Below are 18,202 nucleotides of genomic sequence, written 5' to 3' on the forward strand. Positions count from 1 at the left end.
GTCTTAAGCCTTCCCTTCTAAGATTGCTTCTAATATTGCCATTCTCATAAATACGCCGTTCGTCATTTGCATGACGATCCGCGAAGATAACGATTCAACTAAACTATCCGCTAATTCAACATCTCGATTGACAGGAGCTGGATGCATGATAATCGCATGTTTTGCCATATGACTTGCTCGCTCCTCTGTTAAACCGTACGCTTGGTGATAAGCTTCCTTATCAAATAACTCGGTCCCGTCATGCCGTTCATGCTGTACACGCAAGAGCATGATGACATCCATGTTAGGCACTAACTCATCCAATGCCATAAATGTTCCAAATGCTTCATATTGTGCGTCGTACCATTCATCAGGACCAGAGAAGAAGACATTAGCTCCTAATCGCTTAAGCATTTGCATATTTGATTTTGCCACGCGCGAGTGCGTAATATCGCCGACTATCGCGACATTAAGTCCTTTAAAACGACCAAACTCTTCATAAATCGTCATCAAGTCTAACAAACACTGTGTTGGATGCTGCCCACTTCCATCGCCTCCGTTGATTAAACTACATCGAATGGTTTTACTTTCCATTAATTGATGATAGTAGTTTTCTTCTGAATGACGAATCACACACACATCGACCCCAATCGCTGACATTGTTAAAACCGTATCATAGAGGGATTCACCTTTATTAACTGAGCTTGTAGACGTGTCAAATTCAATCACATTTAATCCCATCTTGCGCTCAGCCATGTCGAAACTTTTATGCGTTCGCGTACTATTTTCAAAAAATAAGTTTGCGGCATAATAATCGCGTTTCAATTTAGGTGAAGCCACACCTTGTTTAAACTGTTGCGCACGACGAATCAAACCTAATACTTCCTGATTGTTAAGTGCTTCCACAGTTAATAAATGTTTTAAACTTACTTGTTCTCGATTGATAATCACAATGATGTCATCCTCTCTGATTCTTTATTCTTTTTCGCTCGCTGCTTCTTCCGGTAAAATTAGATTTAAAATAATCCCAAATAATGTTGCAAGTGCCATTCCTTGTAATTCAAAAGTTCCTACTTTAAAAATCAACCCGCCAATTCCTACTACTAAAATAACTGAAGCAATAATAAGGTTGCGTTTTTTATCAAAATCAATTTTTTGTTCAATCAAAATTTTTAATCCACTAGAAGCAATGACGCCAAACAAGATAAAGCTAATACCTGATATAACTGGACTTGGAATACTATGGATGACTGCACTAACCTTACCAACAAAACTTAAAATCATAGCTAAGACGGCTGCTCCTCCAATAACAAAGATACTATGAATTCTAGTGATTGCTAGTACACCAATGTTTTCTCCGTAGCTTGTCACAGGTGGTCCACCCACTAAACCAGCCGTGATTTGAGCAAGCCCATCACCAAGTAGCGTGCGATGTAAACCAGGGTTTTGGAAAAAATCACGTTTTGTTAAACGATTTAAGACGGTGATATGCCCCATATGTTCTGTCATTGTCACAAACGCAATCGGTGCCATCATTAAGATCGCGCTCCACTGAATCCCTTTGCTTCCCTCTAATAAGATAAAATGAAAATCAGGTGCTTGTATCCATGCGGCATTTTTGATAATACTCAAATCTACTATGCCAAAACCTAGTGCAACAAAGTAGCCACTGACGATACCTAGTAGTATCGGAATTAATCCTAGAAATCCTTTTAAAAACATATTAAAAATAATGGTAAGTCCCAATGTTATTAATGCGACCATGATATATTTTGGACTGTAATCACCATTGATATCAAACATCGCATTATTGGCTGCATTAGCAGCTAGACCTAGACCGATAACCATAATAACAGGCCCAACGACAATGGGAGGTAATAACTTTTCTATCCAATCTGCTCCATGTCGCTTTATAATCATCGCTACGATGATATAGACAAGTCCCGTCGTTATAGCACCTTGCGCTACTGCAGCGTAGCCAGCATCGGGGTCTTTTAAAAGTAACGTCATTGCTGGTATAAAGGCAAAACTGCTGCCAAGATAAGCAGGGATTTTTGCCCCAGTCGCGATAATATAAACCATTGTTCCAATACCTGAACTAAATAGAGCAACACTTGGATCGATTCCGACTAAAATTGGCACTAAAACAGTCGCACCGAACATGGTAAATAAGTGCTGAAAGCTAAGTAATAACCACTGACTCGCTTTCGGTTTATCTTGTATATCCAATACAGCATCTGGGTTTCTAAATGATTGTGTTGTTTTCATAATGTCCTCCTTCATAATAAAAAAGCAGCCTCTATCAATAGAGACTGCTCAAATTAAACCTACTCATCCTGTCAGTAAGTTAATGGTCGCTTTTTTGCGTCTCTCTGTACTCAATTAAAAAGCAAGCTATTCAAATTTATTTCGCGATGGTTACACCATCTTCTCCGTCAATTTCTTTCATCTTAACAATAATTTCTTCATCTAGGGATGTTGGAATATTTTTTCCAACAAAATCCGCACGAATTGGTAATTCACGGTGGCCTCGATCGACTAAAACAGCGACCGATATTTTTTCAGGGCGACCGATATCCATAAGCGCATCTAGTGCGGCACGAATCGTTCTACCCGTAAACAAAACATCATCTACTAAGATGACTTGTTTTCCTTGAATATCAACAGGAATATTAGTCCCGTTCACTTGGGCATCTCTATCTGATTTTCCTGGCTTATCATCTCGATATAACGTAATATCTAACTCACCAACTGGGATTTTCTTTCCTTCTAGCTGTTCCAAACGATCAGCTATTCGATTAGCTAAAAATATTCCTCGTGTTTTAATGCCCACTAACACGATGTCATCGATGCCTTTATTTCTTTCAATAATTTCATACGTGATACGTGTTAACGCGCGTGTCATCGTCATCTCGTCTACCACTTTCTTTGCCATCTCATTTCCCCCTAATCTTTATAATAAAAAAATCCTACTTCGCTGTGAAGTAGGATGGACGTTTAAACATTGAGAATAGTGCATACTTAGAGTATCTCTAAGGTACAAACTAATCGTGTCGTGTCTTTCCTTGTTAGCCTCACAGGACCACTTTAAAGGATTTCTATTTGATTAAAATTATCATACCTGTTTTTCATCTAAATTGCAAACTATTTTGCTAAGTTTTTTAAAGCTGATTCAAAATATGTTGGTAAAGGAGCTTCAAAATAGAGTGTTTCATTCGTTCTCGGATGAGTAAATCCTAGTGTCGCAGCATGTAAATACTGTCCTGCTCCTTCTAAAGTGACGTTAGGTCCATATACAGGATCACCTGCAATAGGATGTTCAATATACGCCATATGCACACGTATCTGATGTGTCCGTCCTGTTTCTAAACGACAGCGACACAATGTATAGTCTTGGTACCGCTCCATTACTTGAAAATGTGTGACGGCAGGCTTTCCAGACTCAATGACGGTTTGAGTGACGCGATTGTGTGGATCTCGACCGATAGGAGCATCAATCTTACCTCGCTCGTGGACAATGACACCATGAGCCAAGGCAATATACTCTCGCTTGACAGTATGTGCTTGTAATTGTTGTTGTAGCCCTCTTAACGTCACATCATTTTTCGCCACCATTAACAATCCTGACGTATCTTTGTCAATCCGATGAACAATCCCCGGACGGACGACATCGTTTATACTAGCAATATCTCGCGAATGATAAAGAAGCGCGTTTACTAAGGTACCAGAAGCATGACCCTTTGACGGATGAACAACCATTCCTTGTGGTTTATTCACGACAAGTAAATCGTCATCTTCGTACACGATGTCTAGCGGAATATTTTCAGGTTCAACTGTTAACTTTTCTGGTGAAGGTCTTGAGATGACAATTTTATCTCCGGTAGCAACCTTATAACGAGCCGCAACAGGCATATCGTTTACTGTCACATATCCCGCTTTCAACCATTGTTGGATTTGTGAGCGGGAATAATCACTATACGTATCCGCTAACACCTTATCAAGACGTCCCTTTTCATCACTAATGATTAATTCTAATTGTTCTAACATTTTTTATCCTACCATTTCTAATGCGTCATCTAACATAATATAAATAAAAACACAGATAACGCCAATCGTTAAAGCGACGTCTGCAATATTAAATATTGGAAAATTCATGAAATTTGTTTGAAACATATCCACAACATAATTTAAACGTAAACGATCAATAAAGTTCCCTAATGCGCCACCAATAATTAAACTAAGGCCAATCGTTAGCCATTTAGACTCAGAGCGATATTTAATTAAGATAAACGATGTCGCTCCAACAGTTAAAAAAGTGACGAGATAAAAGAACCACATTTTCCCTTCTAATATACTCCAGGCTGCGCCTTCGTTGTGAATGTTTGTTAGTGACAAAATGGGATTATTGTCAAATAGCGTTTCACCGTAGCCAATATGTTCTGTTACCCAAAACTTTAACCACTGGTCTAACCCTATAACGATTGCGATAATTAATAAAAACCACATATATGCTTCCTCAATTTCTCCATTCATTTTGAAAAACATCTTTTGGACGAATGATACCCAATAAATTACCATTAGGCTTACCATCACGTGTGATAAGAACTGCCTCTAAAGAAGGATTTGTATGAAACCAACGCGTCACTTCATATACAAATGTCGTAGCAGAAGCAAAGCGAAAATTTTGACTACGACGGTCGCTAATCAAAACATCTTTCGCGTGTAAACCGCCGATTTGTAAACAATCATTTTTATGTTGCTTTGCCATCCAAATACCTAGTCCATGCGCCGTAATCAAGCCTAAAAATGTCCCTTTACGATAAATAGGGAATTGTGAGTAACCATGTTGCGCGACAATTTTTAGTAGCTCAGTCAGCGGTATATCTTCTTCAAATCCTGTTACATACTTCTCGTAACGAGGTAAAACCATCTCTGGATGCGTTAAGCGTTTTTCAATTTCGATGAGACGGTTGAGCACCCATTCATTTGGCTCGGCTATCACAAAATCTGGTGAAATACGATCATGAATAATAGCATTTCGTAATTGTGCAATCTGCAATAAATCATCTTCATACTCTTCAATAACGCTAATCTTTTGCTTACTTGCTCTTCGCACTAACTCTGAAAAACCAAAGCGTTCATCTCCAGGTAATTCTTTTTGTAACCATTTTTCAATACGATTAAAACTAGCTAAGAACTCATCTGAAGCTAAGGTCACTTTTCAGCCACTTCTTCCATAATGTAGAATTTCTTACCCATTAACCAAATGAAAACGCCATAAAAGGCTACTAAAGCTATTGCGAATACCCATGATTTAAATAGTAACGGAATAATAAAAATCAAGGTAAAGTAAGTCACATAAAAATTAAAGACGACAGGATTCATATGAACATCAAAAGTACGATCTTGATGTTCTTCTGTGACATCAAAGACTTCACTTTTTAAAATACCATAAACTACTTGTAATTTGTCCCCTGATTCAACGTCGACTTCTATCGTTTCTTCTGGTGAAATCGTAGCAATTTTTTGATTGTTTTTTAATACGTTAATCGCAGAACCTATCCCCATATAACCTGCTTTTCGTTTTAAATTTATTTTCATATTATCACCTTTTCTTACAATATCATGTATCGTTATTATCATAACGTTAAAAGCAAAAAAAGCCAAGTAGAAATTGATAATCTACTTGGCGTGTAAGCCCTATTTTTTATTTTCGTGTGACAACGGTCGTTTTCTCAGTCATTTTAACCCATGTTTTTTTGATTTGTGAGGGATAAAACGAAACAAACTTACCGCAAACATACCCTAATTTATAACTCCACACTCTCCATGACTGCACCATTATCACATCCTGTACACGTATTCAACACCATCATTATAGCAAAAAATGAGATGTTGTTAACAAGTTGTTAGACTTTGTAATATAATTTATTCTGTCTGTAACATAGATGTCATAAACTCGATAATGTTGCGCTACTATTAGGTTTCATCATTGACCTTTCTCGAAATTACTTCTATAATGAAAAGGTACGATACTTTTAATTGGAGGAATGTAAAATGATAAAAGGTAGAGTGAAATGGTTCGATGCCAAAAAAGGATACGGATTCATTACTTATCACGAAGATGAGGACGTTTTTGTTCATTTTACAGGAATCTTAGGTGATGGTTTTAGAACGTTAAAAGAAAACCAGCCCGTTTCTTTCGATATTGTTGAAGGTCGACGTGGTGAGCAAGCGACAAATGTAGAAATATTAGATATAGATTCTGAAAGTCTTTAAAAAAGACATGGGACTCATCCCATGTCTTTTCTATTTATTATAATACCTTGAAAATTATTGTTGTCCGATAATGCTTCTATAAGTTTTACTTGCTGTTTCTTTAACATTAGCATGGTCATCTTCGCGCCATCATGTTGAGTAATAGTAACTGAAAAGTTTAAAATATCGATGCTTTTGATATGATAAATTTCAATAATTTGAGTATTTTTCTTTAACAATGGCACTTTTTTAATAATTTTTTCAGTGACAATCAAATAACGCTGAGTTCCTACTACAAAAGAAATCAGACTAGCTGTTCCTAATAGAATGGTATAGATATTTACTCGAATTAATTCTAATTGAATAATCAGCGCTAAACAACCTAATAATATCGTATAAGACCAATAGACAATACTCGTCGCCCATTCTGGCTGCCAGTATATTTTAACTGTGCTGTTTTTCTTATTCACGCGTCTTCCTCACCTTTTCTCATTCTATTATATCTTAACATAGCGACATTAGACTGACACGCAAAAAGGAGTAAATTATGTTAAAAATCTATGTTGATGCAGCCACAAAAGGCAATCCAGGTCCTAGTGGTATTGGAATCGTCCTGATTGGCGATCATAATCTATACGAGCAACATGCTATTCCTATTTCTGATACGAGCAACCACGAAGCAGAGTTTAGAGCGGTTGAATGGGCGTTGGAATATGTCTTAAATCGTCAATGGGAAAATCAAACGATTTTTATGTTCACAGATAGTAAAGTAGTCAGTCAAGTGATTGAGCGAGGTCATACTAAAAATCAACATTTTGCACCGTATTTACAACGTATCAATCATATGATAGACCACTGTCATCTCTTTATTTTGCAATGGATTCCCGAAAAGCAAAATAAAGGCGCTGATAACTTGGCTCGACAAGCCTTGAATAAAAAATGAATTTACATTATTTTTTTCATTCCCTCTTTACAAATTAAAATATAATGATATAATCATAATAATCTAATGAGAAACCAGGAGGATGTTTTATGAAAAAAATACCATTATTATTGAAAATTGTTATCGCCGTTATTTTAGGGGTGATGACAGGAACCTTTGCCCCCCTGGTAGTTATTCAACTTAGTGCGACATTTAACCAGATCTTTGGAAGTTTCTTATCATTTATTGTTCCGTTGATTATTATTGGTTTTATTGTCCCTGGGATTGGCTCTCTATCACAAGATGCGGGCAAACTTCTCGGGGTGACAACCTTAACCGCTTATCTATCAAGTATTATTGCTGGCATTTTTGCATTTTCAGTAGCACGGTTGCTTTATCCCAAAATGCTTCATTTAACTATGATGAAAAATATTAGTGACCCAAGCGAAGGACTTGTCAAAAGTTTACTAACTATAGAAATTCCACCGATTATGGATGTGATGACTGCTTTAGTGCTTTCATTTATGATAGGATTAGGTCTAAGTACTTTAAAAAGTAATCAATTATTTCAAGTATTCGATGAATTTCAATCAATAGTTGTATGGACGTTGCAAAAAGCAATTATTCCTTTGTTGCCATTCCATATTTTCGGTATCTTCGCCAATATGACGTATGCCGGACAAGTTCAGACAATTTTAAGCATTTTTGCGAAAGTCTTTTTAATGATTATAATTTTACATATCATTTATCTGATTTTCTTATACTCAGTTGCAGGATCAATGAATAAGAAAAATCCGTTCTTTCTATTAAAAACAATGGCGCCAGCATATTTTACAGCTGTCGGGACACAATCATCGGCTGCCACTATACCTGTTACTTTACAACAAGCAAAAAAAGCGGGGATCTCTGAGCGAATTGTCGACTTTGTTATTCCCTTATGCGCTAATATTCACTTAGCTGGCAGCACCATTACATTAGTCAGCTGTTCTATGGCCATTTTATTTATGAAAGACCACTTACCAAACTTTGGCGAGATGTTACCTTTTATTCTCGTTTTAGGAATTATTATGATTGCTGCTCCAGGCGTTCCTGGTGGTGCAGTTATGGCTGCAACAGGCCCTCTCGCATCAATTCTTGGTTTTGATGCAGCCATGATATCATTAATCATTGCCTTATATCTTGCACAGGATAGCTTTGGTACGGCATGTAATGTTACTGGAGATGGAGCGATTGCAACTATTGTCGATGCGATTGCTAATCGAACTTCCAAAAAGAAATTAGTTTAGGCTAAAAAGCCGATGAGCAAACTCATCGGCTTTTTTTATTGTACTTGATACACGTCAAAAAATATTTTTCGCATGTAATCGATTAAATAGGTTGGATTGAGTGCCTCACCTGTCGCATTTAAAATTAATTCATTAGGTTTTTTAGAAGCACCGAATTGATGAATATGTTTCTTATTCCACTCAATAATACGTGAATAGTCCTCTGATGCCAAGACTGCTTCAACATCAAATTGCTGATTCATCGCATGATAAAGCTGTGCTGCATACATAAAGCCTAATGCATAGGAAGGGAAATAACCAAAACTACCGCCAGCCCAGTGAACATCTTGTAAAATCCCCTCCAAATCATTTTCGGGGCGAATGCCTAAATATTCTTCATATTTATCGTTCCAGATTTGTGGTAAATCAGCAAGATTAATCTCCTCATTAAAAATCATTTTCTCGATTTCATAACGGATGATAATATGCAGTGGGTAGGTTAAAGCATCTGCTTCAATACGAATCAAGCTCGATTTGCTTTGTTTAATCCCACGATAAAATGTTTCAAAATCTATATCAGCAAAGGTATCACCAGTTATTGCTTGTAAACGTGGGTACTGACGTTGCCAAAAAGCCCGACTACTCCCTACAATGATTTCATTAAATAATGACTGTGATTCATGAATTCCCATAGACGTTCCACGTGATAACGGTGTATGATCATATTTTTCATCAATATTTTGCTCGTACATACCGTGTCCCGCTTCATGAATGACTCCTAATGTCGCCATTAAAAAGTCATGTTCATTCCAACGCGTTGTGATACGGGCATCTTGTCGATTGATACCTAGCATAAATGGATGAATGGTATCATCTAAACGACCACGAGATAGGTCGTATCCTAATTGTTCAATAACTTCTAAGACAAACTCTTTTTGCGCTTCTTTACTAACATAGCGATGTATAAAGTTTGTTTCAGGAGGCGTTCCTTTTTCGGCAATTTCTTTTCTAAGAGAAATAATGCCCTCTTTTAAGGTTTCAAAAATATCATCTAACTTCGCTACTGTCATGTCAGGCTCATATAAATCAAGTAATACATCATAGTCTGTGCGTTGGTTCTTTTGACGATAAGGAATAAACTCTTTATTAAATGCTACTAATTCTTCTAACGCTGGTAGAAAGATAGCAAAATCTTTCGCATCTCTTGCCTGTACCCAAGATTGATGAGCTTTTGACAATGCTTTACTGTAAGCAATAATTCGGTCTTGAGGTACATTGTTATTCAGCTCATAACTCTCTTTTACATCCGCAAATACCTCTTGAGCAAAAGGCGAAAGTTCCACTAAATTCTCAGAAAAATAGTCGATGAATGATGTCATCTTTTCCCCATTCGCTAAATCGAAGTGCTTGCCACTCATATAACTGACAACTTCCGAACGATGTTCCGCTGATGCTTCTGGCATACCGGTTTGAACATCCCATTCTAATAATCCTAATGTTTGCGAAATAAGAGACATTTCCTTTAAATGCTCAAGAAAGGCTTTTTCTGTCATATGTGTCATATTATTACTCCTCATTCCGTTTTGGTCTTGGTGGGCGTTTACCCCAATATTGGAATAAATCAGTTCTTAAAGAGCCATTATACAGTTTTCTTTTTTTAGTCGCTTTTGCGCCATAAAATTCTTCAAACTGTAAATCACTAGTCAAGATATACTTACTCCATGTATCTAATGGTCGATAGACGTCGCCCATTTCTTTATACAAACGACGTACGGCTTCTTCTTCACCCAAACGCTCGCCATAAGGTGGATTGGCCACAATCACGCCATATTCTTTTTCAGTCGTAAAATCTTTTAATTGCATTTGTTTAAATTGAATACTATCAGAAAGTCCCGCTTCTGCTGCATTTTTTTTCGCAATTTCTATCATTCGTGCGTCAATGTCCGTACCTAATATATCAAGTTCAATATCATAGTCGGCCTGTTCATCTGCTTCGGCTCGTACTTTATCAAAAATCTCGGGATCAAACCATGACCACTCTTCACAAGCAAAATCTCGATTAAAACCTGGAGCAATATTATGCCCAATTAATGCGGCTTCAATACAAATGGTTCCTGAACCACAAACCGGATCATAGAACGGACGGTCTTTTCGCCAATTTGTTAGTTTCACTAACGCTGCTGCCATATTTTCTTTTAAAGGGGCACCGCCCTTATCTAAACGATAACCACGCTTGAACAAACTTGGGCCAGTAGTATCAAGAGTAATGGTCACTTTGTCTTTTAGTAAAGCGACTTCTAATTGATACAACGCCCCTGTTTCAGGTAAACGACCATAGCGATGATAGTATTCGCTTAAACGATTGACAATCGCTTTTTTAGTAATGGCTTGACAATCAGAGACACTGTATAATTTTGATTTAATTGATTTACCAGCAACTGGAAATTGTGCATCCATCGGTAATAGTGTTTCCCAAGGCAATGCTTTCGTTTTTTCAAATAACTCTTCGAACGTATAAGCATCAAATTCGCCTACAATAATTTTTACTCGGTCAGCTGTGCGTAGCCAAATATTAGCGGTAGCAATTGTCGTCATATCGCCATAAAAAATTGCGCGTCCATTTTCGACTTGACACTCTATTCCTAAATCTCGTAATTCCTGTCCTACAAGTGCTTCCATACCACTTGCTGCTGTCGCCATTAATTTAAATTGTTTCATGTTGGATTCCTTTCTCATATCAGCATCACTCTGATTTCACTCATCAACTTTTGTAAAAAAAAGCCTTCCATTTTTTAAAACGGAAGGTTCATTCCTGATAAGGGTAGTTTTCTATAAGCCATGTTCTGTATTACTTTCTCTCAGGATCAAAAAGTAACGGTAATAATCTGTCTGCAATCTTACGACTGCCTCTTTTCTTCGTTCATTTCCTAGAAAAAAGTGCCCCTACCTTATGTTTGGGTTGCTCTCTCGTGGGGTTTACCCGTTCCACCAATATTATTTCTAATATTGCTTCGTCTCTGTGGCACTTTCAAGTCTACTCCAGCATAGCCCTAGAGCCTTAGCTGTTTTAACTGCCGTCAAATGTGAAACACATCTGCCTTAGCTTATTTTTTCGCTAAGCACGAACACTACAAGCACTCTCAGCTTGTGAGAGCATGGACTTTCCTCAGCTAGTCAAGCTAACCGTAATTACCCGAAAACTACCAAATCATTTTTTGATTAAAACTGTTTTGTTTCATCTAATGTATCTTGATCATCACTCTCGACTAAGCGATTACCAAACACTTCTTTTTCTAAATTTGATAGACGTTTTAAGATGTCAAAGTTTGTTGCTGTATTGACAGTCTTAGGCGTTTCTTGACGCATTCTTGTCAAAGACTCTGTACTCTTAGTTAATTGATCTACTTTCGCAACTAATCGATGATTCTCTTCTCTTAACTCTAATAACTCACGATTAAACGTTTCATAGTCTTTAATAATCCCATCTAAAAACTCATCCACTTCTACTGGATCATAGCCACGCATTTTTGTTTTAAATTCTTTTTGCAATATATCTCTTGCCATATAATTATAGTTTGCCATATCCCACACCTCACTCATATTCATGTTCATCAATCATTATAACATATTTCACCAAGTTGATTCTACCAGAATTACCGATAAAACAAAACAATTACCTCTTATATGTTATTTTCAGCTGCATCTTGTAAATCAAACATAGAAATGAGTTCTAAAAAATATGGACTTGTTTCTTGTGTTTGCTGTATATCATGATAAGCATAGGATAATTTTCCTTCAAATTCAGGGTCATAGACAAATAATGCCCCGTCTGTATGCGTTATTAGAAATTGCGTATGATTCTTTAATTGACTTGGCGAAAGGTATGGTTGATGTGAAACACTGTCTACAAAATCCGCTTTGCTTTTTGCCGTGCTTAAGGCTAATTGATTCGTTTCATTCCACTGACTACCAAATTCGTCAAATGGAAAAAGCAAACTTGTTTTGAGTTCTGGATAAAGTTTCTTTAATTCTTCTGCTATTTCTAATCCCCAAAGCTCAACACCTAAGTTGCCAGAAGTAATAATCCACTCTGTTCCATTTTCGATTAAGTGGATTAAACGTTCTTTTAACACGTGTTTGATAACTTTTTCTTTCGGATCATCTTTCTTAAAAACACCGAGTTCATAAGAACGATAACCTGATAACCACAATCTTTTTATCAATGCTACCACACTAACCTTTCCATTCTAAATTGATTTTTGCTATAATACATGCTAGGAGTGAGAGTTATGACAATAAAGTATCCTAACGGTCGCCTTCAACACCATCATAAAGGGAATCAACGACTAAGGCAACCGATTCAACATGGAAATCGTGGTCAACAGTTAGAGTCATTAATCAATGATTCTAATACCTACTATTTAACGCGCGAGATTGCGGTCATTCATAAAAAACCCACTCCCGTTCAAATTGTAAATGTCGACTATCCAAAACGAAGTGCGGCGATAATTAAAGAGGCCTACTTCAAACAGCCGTCAACGACTGATTTTAACGGTATATACAAAGGAAGATATTTAGATTTTGAAGCCAAAGAAACAAAGAATAAAACATCATTTCCTCTTAGCAACTTTCATGAGCATCAGATTCAGCATATGAAAGCCTGTCATAAGCAACAAGGAATAACGTTTGTTTTAATTAGTTTCTCTACATTAAACCGTTACTTTTTCTTACCGGGAGAAGTTTTGTTTGACTTTTGGGACTCACAAATCAATAACGGTCGTAAATCTATTCCTCTTAAAGAGATAGAAGTAAAAGGCACTGAAATTGCTTTGTCGTACCAACCAAGGTTAGACTACTTAAAAGCTGTCGACCAATACATTTAAAGGAGTTTAATCATTATGTCAGAAAAGACGCGTTCTTACACACAAGGACAAAAAAGAAAAAATAAAAAGAAACCCAAACAAAATAAAAAGAAATGGATTGGTAGAATTCTCCTCATTCTTTTTTTAGTTGTTTCTATCGCCTTTTTATCAGGAGTGGGTCTCTTTATCTTCTATGCAAAAGGGGCTCCTGAGCTTGATGTTGCAAAACTAGAAGACACGCTATCTTCAAAAGTTTATGATCGAAATGACCAACTTATTTATGAAGTAGGTGAAAAAAAACGAGAAACAGTTGCGCCTGAACAAGTTCCTTTTCAATTAAAAGAAGCAATCATGTCCATCGAAGATAAACGCTTCGAGAAACATATTGGCGTTGACCCAATTCGAATTGTAGGTGCTGCTATTTCAAACTTAACATCTGATTCATTACAAGGTGGTAGTACGTTAACACAGCAGCTTATCAAGTTATCTTACTTCTCAACTAAAGAAGAAGATCAAACATTAAAAAGAAAAGCACAAGAAGCTTCTTTAGCAATTGAATTGGAGCGTAGCAAAACCAAAGATGAAATTTTAACGTATTACATCAATAAGGTTTACATGTCTAATGGTTTATATGGTATGGAAACCGCGTCTGAAATTTATTTTGGAAAATCCCTTGACCAGTTAACACTCGCTCAGACGGCACTGTTAGCAGGATTACCTCAAGCCCCTGCTACCTACGACCCTTACGTCAATCCTGACCTTGCTAAGAAAAGACGGGACATTGTACTTGGTGAGATGAAGCGAGATAATCGCATTAATGAAGAAGAATACCAAGCAGCAATTAATGAATCTATCGAAGAAGGCTTGCGACCATTAGAAAACCAGTCGGAAAGCTATCGAATGATTGATAACTATATTAAAGAAGTGATTGCTGAAGCAAAAGAAAAATCTGAAAAAGATATTTATACGGATGGCTTAGAAATTCATACCAATCTTGACTTAGATGCACAATCATATTTATATAATCTAGTCAATGGCGATGAACAGATTCAATTCCCAAATGACGATTTCCAAGCGGCAATTACTATTTTAGATGTTCACACGGGAGATGTTATCGCTCAGATTGGTGGACGTAAAGTCCCTGAAGACGTTCAATTAGGTGAAAACTTAGCGACGTCAGCTAAACGTGACTTTGCCTCTGCGGTCAAACCGATAAATGTGTATGCGCCTGCGGTTGAATTTCTCAATTATTCAAGTGCAAGAATCGTTGTAGATGAACCTTACAAGTATCCTAATACGAATACGAATGTCTATAACTACGATCGTCGTTATCTTGGAGCGATTACTATTCGTGAAGCCCTTGTCGATTCGCGAAATGTTCCTGCTGCAAAAACAATCGAAGAAGTTGGTTTAGATAAAGTTTCAGAATTTCTTGAAAGTATTGATATGGAATATCCAGGTGGCGTAAATCCTTCCTCTGCTATTTTTGGAGAAACAAACTCGTTAAGCATGGCGGCTGCTTACGGTGCATTAGCAAATGAAGGAACCTATCACAAACCTTCCTATATTAACCGAATCATCTACCCAGACGGTACAGAGGAAATCTTCAAAGAAAAAGGCAAAAAAGTCATGAAAGACTCAACGGCTTACATTGTCACAGATATGTTGAAAGATGTCCTAAAACGTGGTACTGGGGCACAAGCAGATATTCCTTACATTTTCCATGCAGGTAAAACAGGAACGTCTAACTATGATGAAAAAGACATGGATAAGATTAAAGGTGATACTACTGGCGCGCCTAATATTAGTTTCGTCGGTTATAATCCAGATTATGTGATTTCAGTTTGGACGGGTTATAAAGATTTTTATCGTCCTATTCCTTACCAAGAGCAACACCTTGCGATGCTTATTTATAAGTATCTAATGGGATATCTAACAGAAAATACTGAACCCAAAGATTGGGTCATGCCAGATAGTGTCGTTAAAATAGGTAACGAGTTGTATGTAAAAGACCACGTCAGAGATCAAACGACTTGGAAACCAGCACCAACTACTGCCAAAACGAAACCATCGACAGAAGAATCCAAAACAGAAACAACTCAGTCAGAAGAAACAGATACCACCGCCACTGAACCACCTGAAACTTCTACTGAAACTGAAGCACCAACCGAAACAACACCGACTACTGAGCAAACACAGCCTCAGACAACACAAAAGCCTGAAGAAAAACCGACTGAATCAAATCGGGATAACTAAAAAAGTAAGCAATGCGATTTCGCATTGCTTACTTTTTTTCATTTACATTTAATCTTTTTTGTCCCTCTTCACACAGATAAAGCAATGGACATGTTTCGCACTTTGGCGCACGTGCTAAACAATGGTATCTACCAAAGAAAATCATGCGGTGATGTGTATCTACCCAACGTTCTTTCGGTATTTTTTGCATGAGTGTTTTTTCAACTTCTATAACCGATGCTGATTGCTTAACAATACGTAACCGTTTGGATACACGTTCAACATGCGTATCAACTGCTATTGCAGGAATACCAAAGGCATCTCCTGCTACGACATTCGCTGTTTTTCTGCCAACACCGGGTAGTTTCATTAACTCAGGAATAGTTTGAGGGACTTCCCCATTGAAATCTCGGATTAACATTTCGCAGCACCCTTTTATGTGCTTGGCTTTATTTCTAAATAAGCCGATAGTGCGAATACTATTCTCAATTTCTTCTAAAGGAGCCTCTACAAAAGCCTGCGGAGTTGGAAATTTTTCAAACAGAGCAGGGGTAATTTTATTAACCGATACATCGGTCGCTTGCGCACTTAAAATCACAGCAATTAGCAACTCGAATGAATTCTTATGTATTAATTCTCCTTCGGCATTTGGAAACATCTCAGCCATAACATCTATCGCTTCTAATGTTTTTTTCTTTGATAACATTATGATTCCTCCGCATTATTTTTTGAAGGATCTAGCCAATTATATAATGGAACTCGCGGTGCGTTTCGAGTATGATCCTCATAGTCAGGGGTATGTTTATCTGTCATCTGGTTTTCATAACGACGTTTTTCTTTTTCGACATCCTGCGCATTACGAATGTTTTTTCTTTCCCAACTTAATAAAATTCTATCCATATATTTTAAGCTGTAAGCTTGATTTAATACTGCCTCTTTTAACGCTAGCGAGATTAATTCTACACCATAACCATCTTTTGTTAACCAATAACCTATTGTTTCTCGCTCAATAGGAGACAAGGTTCGTCCAAATTCTACTTCAATTTCTTGAAATAGTTGTTTTTCACTGATTTCTTGTTCAACGACTTGATGTTGATGCATGCTTTCTTGACAATACTCTTCAATTTGACGATAAATAAGCGTCACATTATATTGATCATAGGTTCGTCCTTGTTGATCGACCGCTGACTCTATGGCAAGGACTTTTTTATTCACAAGTTCTTCTAATAGATGATACAGCTCTTCGGAAGGGACGCCCGTCTCATCGCTAATTTGTTGCATGTTAGGAAAGTAAACACCTTGTTGAATGAACCGATTCACTTGCATCCATAGCATGACTTCTTTTTCATTTAACCCAATATGTCGATAGTATTGAAGGACTAAGTTAGAGACATACGTCCCTCCCGCTTTCAAATAGCTCGATAGTTCCATTTACTTCTCTCCATTTCTCATTCCAACCATTTTATCAGTGTTAAATGCCATTTAACGCGATCTGCATAAAAAATATTTCCACCGTTTTGATATAAGTAGCCCCCATTATACCAAATCGCTTTAGGTGTTAAATAACGATACGTTGTATCATCCTTATTTCCTAATGACGGGGCTAAGACGGTTTTTGAATACTCTTCCGCTAGATCCAATGTATTGATATTCCCTCTTTGGTTTACATAATCTATATATTGACTACCGAAGTTATAAGCCTGAACACTCGTCCACTTATCTACCTCTTTTTGCTCCCCATAGTGAATCACATCGGCTAAATGTTTAACCCCAGATTCAATCGACTCTTCCGAGCTGAAAATCGTATTCGGATTTCCCGTCTGACTTTCGCTACTTTGCATAATATCAATATGTTGTCCTTTAGTTTCCGTTAAAATAATCGCTTCTACTAATTTCTTGTCATCCGGTATATCATATTTTACGACCATTTGATTAATATACCCTTCCCATTTTTCTAACTCTCGAATTCCCTTTTTTACTCGGTAAAGATAAATACCACTTAGTATTAGAAAACATAGGAGCACACAGCCAATTAAAAACGTTCCGATTTTTTTCTTTTTTCGCATAACTATCCTTTCTTTTTCCCAGTCGGTAACAGGCTCCCATTGTTTAAAAAAACGTAAGGAACAAAATACGCTCCCTACGCTTTTATCATATTTTAGAAATCCATAAGAGTTAAAATATCATAATCTTTAATCTTATCTCGACCATTTAACTCAGTTAATTCTACTAGAAAGGCACATCCGACAACCACGCCGCCAAGTTTTTCAACCATTTCAATAGTAGCCGCGATGGTACCGCCAGTTGCTAATAAATCATCACAAATTAAAACACGTTGACCAGGTTTAATAGCATCTTTATGCAAGGTTAGGATGGCTTCACCATATTCTAAGCCATAGCTTACTTCAATCGTTTCACGAGGTAATTTTCCTTTTTTACGCGCTGGGGCAAACCCTACTCCCAATTCATAAGCAACTGGACAGCCGATAATAAAACCACGAGCTTCAGGTCCAACAATCATATCAATATTTTTTTCTTTGGCATAAGTTACAATCTGATGCGTCGCTTCTCGATAAGCCGCTCCGTCACCCATTAACGGGGAAATGTCACGGAAGATAACTCCTTCTTTTGGATAGTCCGGTATACTTGCAATATAATCTTTTAAATTCACACTATTTCCT

General features: G+C 37.1%; 21 protein-coding genes and 1 other RNA gene. 5 read left to right on the forward strand and 17 right to left on the reverse strand.

Annotated elements, in window-relative coordinates:
* Positions 1–3 precede the first annotated feature (3 nt).
* The 7 genes from M2919_RS01790 to M2919_RS01820 form a co-directional block, all read right to left on the reverse strand.
* The gene (locus tag M2919_RS01790) at positions 4–930 is read right to left on the reverse strand and encodes an aspartate carbamoyltransferase catalytic subunit (protein WP_126761168.1); all 927 of its coding nucleotides are present in this window, start codon (positions 928–930) and stop codon (positions 4–6) included.
* A 24-nt stretch (positions 931–954) separates the two neighbouring features.
* Positions 955–2,247 carry a solute carrier family 23 protein gene (locus M2919_RS01795; protein WP_248849048.1) on the reverse strand — a complete coding sequence of 431 codons (1,293 nt, stop codon included), beginning with the start codon at positions 2,245–2,247 and terminating at the stop codon, positions 955–957.
* Between the two features lie 136 nt (positions 2,248–2,383).
* Positions 2,384–2,914, reverse strand: coding sequence for a bifunctional pyr operon transcriptional regulator/uracil phosphoribosyltransferase PyrR (pyrR, locus tag M2919_RS01800; RefSeq protein ID WP_168413889.1), 531 nt, complete (start codon positions 2,912–2,914; stop codon positions 2,384–2,386).
* Positions 2,915–3,123: 209 nt separating this feature from the next.
* On the reverse strand, positions 3,124–4,026 hold the full coding sequence (locus M2919_RS01805; protein ID WP_248849049.1) for an RluA family pseudouridine synthase: 903 nt from the start codon (positions 4,024–4,026) through the stop codon (positions 3,124–3,126).
* A gap of 3 nt (positions 4,027–4,029) precedes the next feature.
* A complete protein-coding gene (lspA, locus tag M2919_RS01810; RefSeq protein ID WP_248849050.1) occupies positions 4,030–4,512 on the reverse strand; it encodes a signal peptidase II in 483 nt (160 codons plus the stop codon).
* Positions 4,496–5,197 (reverse strand): CBS domain-containing protein, encoded by a 702-nt coding sequence (locus tag M2919_RS01815; RefSeq protein ID WP_126761177.1) that lies wholly within the window; start codon positions 5,195–5,197, stop codon positions 4,496–4,498. Before M2919_RS01815 ends, lspA begins: the two co-directional genes overlap by 17 nt.
* On the reverse strand, positions 5,194–5,580 hold the full coding sequence (locus M2919_RS01820) for a hypothetical protein (protein WP_126761179.1): 387 nt from the start codon (positions 5,578–5,580) through the stop codon (positions 5,194–5,196). Before M2919_RS01820 ends, M2919_RS01815 begins: the two co-directional genes overlap by 4 nt.
* 456 nt (positions 5,581–6,036) lie before the next feature.
* Here M2919_RS01820 and M2919_RS01825 point away from each other — a divergent pair, with 456 nt between their 5' ends.
* Positions 6,037–6,258: a cold-shock protein gene (locus M2919_RS01825; RefSeq protein WP_248849051.1), complete on the forward strand. Its 222-nt coding sequence runs from the start codon at positions 6,037–6,039 to the stop codon at positions 6,256–6,258.
* A 14-nt stretch (positions 6,259–6,272) separates the two neighbouring features.
* Here M2919_RS01825 and M2919_RS01830 read toward each other — a convergent pair whose 3' ends face one another.
* Positions 6,273–6,707: an EbsA family protein gene (locus M2919_RS01830; protein ID WP_248849052.1), complete on the reverse strand. Its 435-nt coding sequence runs from the start codon at positions 6,705–6,707 to the stop codon at positions 6,273–6,275.
* Between the two features lie 77 nt (positions 6,708–6,784).
* Here M2919_RS01830 and M2919_RS01835 point away from each other — a divergent pair, with 77 nt between their 5' ends.
* Both M2919_RS01835 and M2919_RS01840 read left to right on the forward strand, forming a co-directional pair.
* On the forward strand, positions 6,785–7,180 hold the full coding sequence (locus M2919_RS01835) for a ribonuclease HI family protein (RefSeq protein WP_248849053.1): 396 nt from the start codon (positions 6,785–6,787) through the stop codon (positions 7,178–7,180).
* Positions 7,181–7,269: 89 nt separating this feature from the next.
* Positions 7,270–8,445, forward strand: coding sequence for a dicarboxylate/amino acid:cation symporter (locus M2919_RS01840; protein ID WP_248849054.1), 1,176 nt, complete (start codon positions 7,270–7,272; stop codon positions 8,443–8,445).
* 35 nt (positions 8,446–8,480) lie between these two features.
* Here M2919_RS01840 and M2919_RS01845 read toward each other — a convergent pair whose 3' ends face one another.
* The 5 genes from M2919_RS01845 to M2919_RS01865 form a co-directional block, all read right to left on the reverse strand.
* The gene (locus M2919_RS01845) at positions 8,481–9,977 is read right to left on the reverse strand and encodes a carboxypeptidase M32 (protein WP_248849461.1); all 1,497 of its coding nucleotides are present in this window, start codon (positions 9,975–9,977) and stop codon (positions 8,481–8,483) included.
* Between the two features lie 13 nt (positions 9,978–9,990).
* Complete coding sequence (locus tag M2919_RS01850; protein ID WP_376715811.1) at positions 9,991–11,142, reverse strand: THUMP domain-containing class I SAM-dependent RNA methyltransferase; 1,152 nt, start codon at positions 11,140–11,142, stop codon at positions 9,991–9,993.
* A gap of 109 nt (positions 11,143–11,251) precedes the next feature.
* Positions 11,252–11,625, reverse strand: an RNA gene (gene rnpB / locus M2919_RS01855) — RNase P RNA component class B.
* An 18-nt stretch (positions 11,626–11,643) separates the two neighbouring features.
* A complete protein-coding gene (gene gpsB, locus M2919_RS01860) occupies positions 11,644–12,006 on the reverse strand; it encodes a cell division regulator GpsB (RefSeq protein WP_248849056.1) in 363 nt (120 codons plus the stop codon).
* A gap of 98 nt (positions 12,007–12,104) precedes the next feature.
* Complete coding sequence (locus M2919_RS01865; RefSeq protein ID WP_248849057.1) at positions 12,105–12,656, reverse strand: SLOG family protein; 552 nt, start codon at positions 12,654–12,656, stop codon at positions 12,105–12,107.
* 57 nt (positions 12,657–12,713) lie between these two features.
* On the opposite strand from M2919_RS01865, the gene recU reads away from it, so the two are divergent.
* The gene (recU, locus tag M2919_RS01870; protein ID WP_248849058.1) at positions 12,714–13,307 is read left to right on the forward strand and encodes a Holliday junction resolvase RecU; all 594 of its coding nucleotides are present in this window, start codon (positions 12,714–12,716) and stop codon (positions 13,305–13,307) included.
* Between the two features lie 15 nt (positions 13,308–13,322).
* Positions 13,323–15,542 (forward strand): PBP1A family penicillin-binding protein, encoded by a 2,220-nt coding sequence (locus M2919_RS01875; protein WP_248849059.1) that lies wholly within the window; start codon positions 13,323–13,325, stop codon positions 15,540–15,542.
* A gap of 28 nt (positions 15,543–15,570) precedes the next feature.
* Here M2919_RS01875 and nth read toward each other — a convergent pair whose 3' ends face one another.
* The 4 genes from nth to M2919_RS01895 all read right to left on the reverse strand — a co-directional run bounded on the left by nth (position 15,571) and on the right by M2919_RS01895 (position 18,192).
* A complete protein-coding gene (gene nth / locus M2919_RS01880) occupies positions 15,571–16,227 on the reverse strand; it encodes an endonuclease III (protein ID WP_023606267.1) in 657 nt (218 codons plus the stop codon).
* A complete protein-coding gene (locus M2919_RS01885) occupies positions 16,227–16,952 on the reverse strand; it encodes a DnaD domain-containing protein (protein WP_222317699.1) in 726 nt (241 codons plus the stop codon). The genes nth and M2919_RS01885 overlap by 1 nt, the downstream gene beginning before the upstream one ends.
* 17 nt (positions 16,953–16,969) lie before the next feature.
* Positions 16,970–17,587 (reverse strand): lysozyme family protein, encoded by a 618-nt coding sequence (locus M2919_RS01890; RefSeq protein ID WP_248849060.1) that lies wholly within the window; start codon positions 17,585–17,587, stop codon positions 16,970–16,972.
* 92 nt (positions 17,588–17,679) lie between these two features.
* The gene (locus M2919_RS01895) at positions 17,680–18,192 is read right to left on the reverse strand and encodes an adenine phosphoribosyltransferase (protein ID WP_126761207.1); all 513 of its coding nucleotides are present in this window, start codon (positions 18,190–18,192) and stop codon (positions 17,680–17,682) included.
* Positions 18,193–18,202 lie beyond the last annotated feature (10 nt).

The organism is Vagococcus lutrae (assembly GCF_023299185.1).
GTDB lineage: Bacteria > Bacillota > Bacilli > Lactobacillales > Vagococcaceae > Vagococcus_A > Vagococcus_A lutrae.

Excerpts from the sequence above, each read along its gene's own strand:
- pyrR (WP_168413889.1), bottom strand. The coding sequence starts at position 2,914 with ATGGCAAAGAAAGTGGTAGACGAGATGACGATGACACGCGCGTTAACA.
- M2919_RS01845 (WP_248849461.1), bottom strand. The coding sequence starts at position 9,977 with ATGACAGAAAAAGCCTTTCTTGAGCATTTAAAGGAAATGTCTCTTATT.
- gpsB (WP_248849056.1), bottom strand. The coding sequence starts at position 12,006 with ATGGCAAACTATAATTATATGGCAAGAGATATATTGCAAAAAGAATTT.
- M2919_RS01875 (WP_248849059.1), top strand. The coding sequence starts at position 13,323 with ATGTCAGAAAAGACGCGTTCTTACACACAAGGACAAAAAAGAAAAAAT.
- nth (WP_023606267.1), bottom strand. The coding sequence starts at position 16,227 with ATGTTATCAAAGAAAAAAACATTAGAAGCGATAGATGTTATGGCTGAG.
- M2919_RS01850 (WP_376715811.1), bottom strand. The coding sequence starts at position 11,142 with ATGAAACAATTTAAATTAATGGCGACAGCAGCAAGTGGTATGGAAGCA.
- M2919_RS01805 (WP_248849049.1), bottom strand. The coding sequence starts at position 4,026 with ATGTTAGAACAATTAGAATTAATCATTAGTGATGAAAAGGGACGTCTT.
- recU (WP_248849058.1), top strand. The coding sequence starts at position 12,714 with ATGACAATAAAGTATCCTAACGGTCGCCTTCAACACCATCATAAAGGG.
- M2919_RS01840 (WP_248849054.1), top strand. The coding sequence starts at position 7,270 with ATGAAAAAAATACCATTATTATTGAAAATTGTTATCGCCGTTATTTTA.
- M2919_RS01890 (WP_248849060.1), bottom strand. The coding sequence starts at position 17,587 with ATGCGAAAAAAGAAAAAAATCGGAACGTTTTTAATTGGCTGTGTGCTC.
- M2919_RS01795 (WP_248849048.1), bottom strand. The coding sequence starts at position 2,247 with ATGAAAACAACACAATCATTTAGAAACCCAGATGCTGTATTGGATATA.
- M2919_RS01825 (WP_248849051.1), top strand. The coding sequence starts at position 6,037 with ATGATAAAAGGTAGAGTGAAATGGTTCGATGCCAAAAAAGGATACGGA.
- lspA (WP_248849050.1), bottom strand. The coding sequence starts at position 4,512 with ATGAATGGAGAAATTGAGGAAGCATATATGTGGTTTTTATTAATTATC.
- M2919_RS01885 (WP_222317699.1), bottom strand. The coding sequence starts at position 16,952 with ATGGAACTATCGAGCTATTTGAAAGCGGGAGGGACGTATGTCTCTAAC.
- M2919_RS01835 (WP_248849053.1), top strand. The coding sequence starts at position 6,785 with ATGTTAAAAATCTATGTTGATGCAGCCACAAAAGGCAATCCAGGTCCT.
- M2919_RS01820 (WP_126761179.1), bottom strand. The coding sequence starts at position 5,580 with ATGAAAATAAATTTAAAACGAAAAGCAGGTTATATGGGGATAGGTTCT.